This is a genomic window from Paenibacillus phytohabitans (assembly GCF_013141775.1).
Taxonomy (GTDB): domain Bacteria; phylum Bacillota; class Bacilli; order Paenibacillales; family Paenibacillaceae; genus Paenibacillus_AQ; species Paenibacillus_AQ phytohabitans.
In genome coordinates, this window is record NZ_WHOB01000067.1 from 73,557 (window position 1) to 80,331 (window position 6,775).

The window sequence follows — 6,775 nt, forward strand, 5'->3', positions numbered from 1 at the left end:
TCCTCTGCTAGACGGACGTGCTTGTTGTCATTTTAATTGAGATTCATTCTCATTGTCAATTTTCGGGCATTTCCTGCAATACTCCCCTGACATCCGGTAATAGAAGCAGCAGGTACTGCGCTTGTTCTTCGCAACCGTCGCCTCGTCATAATGCTCTGTGAACCGGGTAAACGGATTGCGCCTTGAACCAAACAACTCTCCGGGGGCCATCCGGGTCAGAAAAGCGAAATCGGCTTGCATCCGCTGCCTGTCTTGCCCGGATTCGTCTGTTCCAGGAGAATATAGCGGGGCAATGCGCACCATGATATTCTCCCAAAGCACCGCCATCGGGACGGGTCCTATGGCGGCAAGGGTCTGCAGCAGCGGGGCAAGCTGTACCGCAAAAATCTCCTCTATAACCGCCTCCCGCCACGCCTCCCTGTCTTCCGGTGGGGAGGCTGTTCGAAGCCCGTTCACCGCCAGGAAAGGAAAATGCGTATCCCCTATAAACGCCGGGGAAGCCGGATGATAGAGGAAGCTATTGTCCAGCGGGAAGGAGACTTCCCGGTTATGAAAGGTCATCGCAGTCAGCAACGGCGCGATCCACAGATAGCCGATCCGCTTAGCCAGCATAGAAGCCGCAACCTGCATATCCGGCGCGCCGATATAATCCTTAAGCCAGCTTACATATTCGCGGCATGCCGCTTCTTCCTGCAGCTGGCTCAGGGCAAAGGTGCGGATGCTGTCTTTAGGCGGACCGCCCAGCCACAGCCGGTAATCCTCCGCCACGTCCCTCCAGGAGGCCGACGACAGATAGTTGTCCATTTCAATGCGTTCCCAGCAGTGCTTCCGAGGCCTGATCTACAATAATATTGAGTGCAATGGGGCCATAGTAAGCGATCCAGAGCGTTGAATTCACGTCATAGGCACGGTTATTCTTGACGGCATCAAGTGATTTCCAGACCGGGCTGCCTGCCAGAGCCTCTGCCTCTTTGGCGAACAGATCATCCGACAGCAGGAAATAATGATCTGCTCCGACATCAGCGACTGTCTCCATCGAAATTTCAACGGAAGTGTCATCTTTAATCTCCTGAACGAAGGCCGGGGCATTTAACCCCAAATCCTCATAAAGAATGCTTCCGGTCCGGTGTTCGGGACCATGTACACGGATTCCCTCCGGTCTCGGACGAATCAGCGCTACGGTTTCATCGCCCAGCTTCGCTGCCAGCTGCTCCCGCAGTCCGGTGATTTTGTCCCCGTAAGCCTGACGCACGGTCTCTGCCTCCGCCTGCTTACCTGTTATCGTACCGATGACAGCCAGCGTATCCCGCCAATCCTCGTAGAAGTCGAGCACCACTGTAGGCGCAATTTGGCTGACACTGTCATATACCTCCTCCTGAAAGTCGGTCATCAATATAAGATCCGGATTCAGCGCCACAATAGCCTCAAGATTGGGCTCATCCCGTGTGCCAAGGACCTTCACATCACCCAATTGGGCGTTCAAATATTCCGGGAATTCGTCCTTCGTCCCAGCCACAACGCTGCCCGCCGGGCGCTCGCCAACCGCTATCAATTGATCGACGAATTTCACATCAAGCGCTGCAATCACCTTCGGCTTCTCCGTCAGTGTATATTCGCCCTTCAGGTGTGTGATCGTTACCGGAAAAGCCGAAGCAGCCTGCGCCTCTGGCGACGACTGCACCTCTGTATCAGGTGACGCAGACGACTCCGCTGAAGCTGCTGCAGACGGCTGCGCTGCTGTGCCTCCATTAGTGTCTCCTCCAGTGCCGCAAGCCGTCAGCACAAGTACCAGTGCCAGCATCCATATCATTAATAGTCCTGATTTCTGAGCGGCGTATACCCTGCTGCCGGTTGTCTGGCTCTTTGCTGCTCTCTTCATGCTGACTCCCCCTTTTTGTGTGATAATGATTTTCATTATCATATTCGTAAAGTGAGTATAATCGATCTGCCTGCTCCGTTTCCATGTACTTTTGCGACATTGCAGCCGGATTAATGCGACATTGTGTTTCATAGCAGCCCGGCTCCTATATACAATATCGCTTCTCCGGAACCCGGACCATCCAATATAAAAAGACCGCCGGTAATACCGGCAGTCTTAGGAAGGGAGGCTACTCCCGCTATTTAACTGAATTAACTATTAATTACCCCAATATTGCAGGGCAATCTCTTGTCCTTGTCTAATCTTCGCCCACTGCTCATCTTCCGTTAATTCATTACCGCCATCGCAGGACGCGAACCCGCATTGATGGGACAGTAACAATCTGTCCTTATCAATAATTTTTGATGCTTCATCCAGCATTTGAACTACACGGGCCTCATCGTCAAGCGTATTCGTTTTGGAAGACAGCAATCCAAGTACAATTTCCGTCTCCGGTTTATCTTTGAACACCGCCAGCGCCTCCAGAGAGCCTGCACGGTCATCATCCCATTCCAGGAAGAAGCGGTCATACTTCAGCTGCTTCAGGAACAGATTCGCAATCTTGGCATACGAGCCGCCGCCCATATTACGGGAATCGTAGTTGCCGCGGCAGTTATGCGTCCACATTTTTAGGCCTAAGCTATGACCATAATCAATAATGGTGTTGTTGATGTCAATAAATTCTGCAGCCAGACCCTGTACTTCCTCATGATTGATTTTCTCGCCGGTAAATGGAGAGTTCGGGTTATCATCGGCAAATAACTCCCATAAGCAATCGTCGAATTGCAGAATTTGTCCTCCTGCAGCAGCGAATTCCCCTACAAAATCCTTATAAGCCTTAACCAGACCGTCTTTCAGCTCATCTTTGTCCTTATACACTCCTGTACTGCCAATGTTATCCGACCAGGACAGCTCACCAAAAATATGGGATGGCGAAGGTACGCACAGCTTGGTCTCACGGTCGCCGGCAAGAGCCTGAAGCTTCTTATAGGCATGAATGAAATGATGGTTCTTTCCGCCTAATTCACCTGTAATGCGCAGACCGATATCTTTTCTGGTCTCATATTTGGAAGCTCCATCTATATCTCTGAAGAAATATCCATGATCCGCGATATAGCGGTCAATCCCCTGGAAGCCCCAGACGAAGTCCAGATGCCACATCGATTTGGAATATTCCCCATCCGTAAGAATGGACAACCCATTGTCTCTTTCTTTATCCACTACGGCCTGAATGGCCTCCGATTCACACTTTTCATACCCCTGAAAGTCCTGGTAAAAGGGATACTGGATATCATCACGGTGTTCAATCTGCTGTTTATATTCTAATAGCTCCGCCGGACGCAGCAGGCTGCCTACGATTTGAAATCTATTGCACATATATAGTCCTCCTCTATTCTCATACATCTCTTTCTCTTGTGTCTAAATTCTAGCATGGAGGACTTAGAGGTACGTAACACTTAAAAATGATATCTGGTTATAGTCAAAAGGTATAGTAAGGATCTGTTATGTAGTGTCCGTACCATTTTTCCTCTGTGCCGACACAAATAGACTTTTCCCGGTGTGAATTCTAATTGAAAGCCCATGTGTAATTTGCTAATATTAATGGCTGATTGGGATTTCTAGGACTAATGACTCATGATGATCAAGGAGCAGCTGGGCCGGCTGGAGAATGGTGCGGTCCGGTTTGCCATTAAAGATAACGGCAGGGAATATCGTCCAGGGCTGCCGGAAGATTGGCAGAGGGCAGATGTGGCTAAAAAAGAATAAGGAGGTGAACATATGCTTCGGGCGATAATTGTCGATGATGAACGGCTTTCACTTAATCAGCTTAGCTGGGTTCTGTCCGAGAGCGGAGAGGTCGTGATCTGCCAGACCTTCCAGAATCCGGTGAAGGCCTATGAATATGCCAGGGACAACCCTATCGATATTGCTTTTCTGGATATTTCCATGCCAGAGGTAAGCGGGATGAAGTTATCCCGGCAGCTTCATGAGCTATATGAGGCCATGGACGTGGTATTCGTTACCGGCTATGAGGAATATGCACTTCAGGCGTTCGACGCCAGCGCAACTGACTATCTGCTGAAGCCGGTTTCTGCGGAACGGGTGAGACAGACTCTGGATAAAATAAGGAGGCGGCCGAGGCGGCCGGAGGTGGAGCCTGTGCTGGAGGTATGCATGTTCGGCGGCTTTAAGCTGCTGCACCCCGGACCGGACAGGAAGCCTCTCAGGCTGAGGAGCCCCAAGACGGAGGAGCTGTTCGCTTATCTCCTGTACAAACGCTCTGTCAGCCGTGACGAGATCATGGACACCCTGTGGGGCGGGTTTGAATCCGGGAAGGCAAGCAACAACCTGAATAGCAATCTGTATTATATCCGCAAAGCTATCAGTGAAAGCGGGCTTAAGGTATGCCTGCTGCCTGACCGGAATGAGGTACAGATTGTGGAGAATTCCCTGTCCTGTGACCTGTATGCATTCGAGCGTTTGCTGAGAGAAATCAGAATGAACCGGGACGGGCATACGGAATTACTGAAACAGGCAGCAGCTTTGTATACCGGACCTTTTCTTAAGGGTAAAACCTACGAATGGGCCAGCACCAAGGCGCGCCGCCTGGAGCAGGATTATATAGAGCTGCAAGAGTTGGCCGCCCGTATCTATCTCGAGCAGCATCAGATGGAGCAGGCACTGCAGGCATATGATGAAATCCTCCGGATCGACGCCCTGCGCGAGGATATCGCCGGACAGGCCATCCGGCTGTTGATCGGACTCGGAAGAACAAGCGAGGCCATCCGGCGGTACCGCAAGCTGGAGGAAGTTCTGCTGCAGGAGCTGGGAACACAGCCGGGCACCCCCATCCGTGAGCTAATGCATAGATTAAACAGATAAGCAGAAAGTTTATATAAGCAGACAAAAGCCGATTGCCCTGAAACAGGCAACCGGCTTTTTAGATTAGGATGATACTAACGGATAATCTCGATCCGTTTGTCTTGCGGGAACCACATGACATAAGCTCCTAAGGCTTCCGAAACGTAACGCAGCGGCACCATGATTCTGCCGTCAATCGCCTGCGCAGGTACGTCCATGCCTTCAATCAATTCTCCCAAAGTCATGGTCAGCACTTTACCGTCAAGCGTAATGGTAGCTGTTTTGGTTGCGTGGTCCCACTTGACTTCAGCACCCAAGGCTTCCGCTACAGCCCGGATCGGCACCAGGGTTCTTTGCTCCTGGATAACAGGCGGCACATCGTTTTGCTTAGCAAGTGTTCCAATTGAATACTCCTTGCTGTCAACCTTGAACGTAATCTTGGTGACCGAATCGGCCTTAACGATGCTGTACAAGCTGAAGCTGTCCGTATAGAACTCAAAGCTATTCGTTGCCGGGATATAGACCCCGCCAAGCTTGATCGTCTTATACGTGCCGTCTGCCTGAGGTACGAATCGAACCGCTGTCAGGTTGGTCGTATCACCGGTCAATCCTAACTCCTTCAAGTTAATTGTGACTTTGACCGGTTCAGCGAAGCTCTTGATTCTCGTGCTGGTGCCGTTCGAATAATTCAGCTGGGCAATCAGGTCCAGAACCTTCCCGCCAAGCGGCTGCATGCCCGCCTGATCCAGCTTGGCTCCTGCCAACACCTCATCGGTTTTGGACTTCTCTGTCATAAGTATTCCTAACTCCAGGGAAGCACCTAATCCTAGTTTGAGCTCCGGTACGTTTAAGCCATTCTTACCAAAATCAATTACACCAAGCGTAGATTCAAGAATAACCGGCTTGGCAGCCTTCATGATCGCTTGAACCTCAGACGCAGCTGTTTTTACCGTACCTTGACCGGTTTCAACTGTGTTCAGCCCATCTGTAATTTTGGTAGACGACTGTGTCACAGGCTGTGTAGCTGCCGGTGGGGTATTGGTGCTAACCGGCGGTGTATACGAATCTACCGGTGCAGTTTTGATTACAGCTGCCCGGAACGTATTATAAGCCGCTGTTAATTGCTCATTAGCCTTGTCAATCTCTGCTTGTGTTGCCGCCGTACGGATGACATTTTCCGCCGCCGTAATTGCAGCTTGCAGGATTGCTTTGGAACCCGCCGGATACTGGCCTACGCCGTTGCCCTCAGTGCTTTCATTTAAAAGGGTTGTCGCTTCAGTAATTTGGGCTTGAATCTCTCCGGCATTTCCAGCCTTGATGACTGCCGCTTCAAAGGCTGCCACCGCTGCTTCCAACGTCGCTTTCGCTGCGTCGATTTGTGTTTGTGTTGCTGGGTTACTGAACACTTCCTTCGCTGCTGCGATCGCGGCTTCCAACGCTTTTACAGCTTCAGCCGGATATTGGCCTACGCCTTCGCCTACGATGCTGTCTTTCAGCAGCGTTTGTGCTTCGTTTACCACTGCGCCAGCTTCTTCGCTGCTGCCTTTTGTATTAACCGCAGCTTCAAATGTCTTGATTGCCGCTTCCAACGTTGCTTTCGCTGCGTCAATTTGTGCTTGTGTTGCCGGGTTACTGAACACTTCTTTCGCTGCTGCGATCGCAGCTTTCAACACTTCTACGGCTTCAGCCGGGTATTGGCCTACGCCTTCGCCTATTGGTACATCAACCAGCAATGCTTCTGCTTCGGTCACAGCTGTATCAGCTTCTTCGCTGCTGCCTTCTTTATTCACTGCAGCTTCAAATGTTGTGATTGCTGCTTCTAATGTAGCTTTGGCCTCATCGATCTGCGCCTGAGTTGCTGGATGTTCAAACACTTCTTTGGCTGCCTTGATGGCTGCTTTTAACACATCGACTGCTTCTGACGGATATTGGCCAACGCCTTCGCCTACTGGTACTTCGACCAGCAGTGCTTCTGCTTCGGTCACAGCTGCATCA

Annotated in this window: 6 protein-coding genes; 2 read left to right on the forward strand and 4 right to left on the reverse strand. The window is 50.9% G+C overall.

Annotation, left to right across the window (positions count from 1 at the left end):
* Nucleotides 1-27: 27 nt before the first annotated feature.
* The 3 genes from GC101_RS22630 to GC101_RS22640 all read right to left on the reverse strand — a co-directional run bounded on the left by GC101_RS22630 (nucleotide 28) and on the right by GC101_RS22640 (nucleotide 3,295).
* The gene (locus tag GC101_RS22630) at nucleotides 28-804 is read right to left on the reverse strand and encodes an IucA/IucC family C-terminal-domain containing protein (RefSeq protein ID WP_171719115.1); all 777 of its coding nucleotides are present in this window, start codon (nucleotides 802-804) and stop codon (nucleotides 28-30) included.
* A 1-nt stretch (nucleotide 805) separates the two neighbouring features.
* A complete protein-coding gene (locus tag GC101_RS22635) occupies nucleotides 806-1,879 on the reverse strand; it encodes an ABC transporter substrate-binding protein (protein ID WP_171719116.1) in 1,074 nt (357 codons plus the stop codon).
* Between the two features lie 258 nt (nucleotides 1,880-2,137).
* Nucleotides 2,138-3,295, reverse strand: coding sequence for a cobalamin-independent methionine synthase II family protein (locus GC101_RS22640; RefSeq protein WP_171719117.1), 1,158 nt, complete (start codon nucleotides 3,293-3,295; stop codon nucleotides 2,138-2,140).
* Between the two features lie 258 nt (nucleotides 3,296-3,553).
* Here GC101_RS22640 and GC101_RS36600 point away from each other — a divergent pair, with 258 nt between their 5' ends.
* On the forward strand, nucleotides 3,554-3,685 hold the full coding sequence (locus GC101_RS36600) for a hypothetical protein (protein ID WP_281365913.1): 132 nt from the start codon (nucleotides 3,554-3,556) through the stop codon (nucleotides 3,683-3,685).
* A 12-nt stretch (nucleotides 3,686-3,697) separates the two neighbouring features.
* Nucleotides 3,698-4,801: a response regulator gene (locus GC101_RS22645; protein WP_171719118.1), complete on the forward strand. Its 1,104-nt coding sequence runs from the start codon at nucleotides 3,698-3,700 to the stop codon at nucleotides 4,799-4,801.
* A 74-nt stretch (nucleotides 4,802-4,875) separates the two neighbouring features.
* Here the strand turns inward: GC101_RS22645 and GC101_RS22650 are convergent.
* Nucleotides 4,876-6,775: copper amine oxidase N-terminal domain-containing protein (locus tag GC101_RS22650; RefSeq protein WP_171719119.1), on the reverse strand; the 1,900-nt coding region annotated here is incomplete at its 5' end.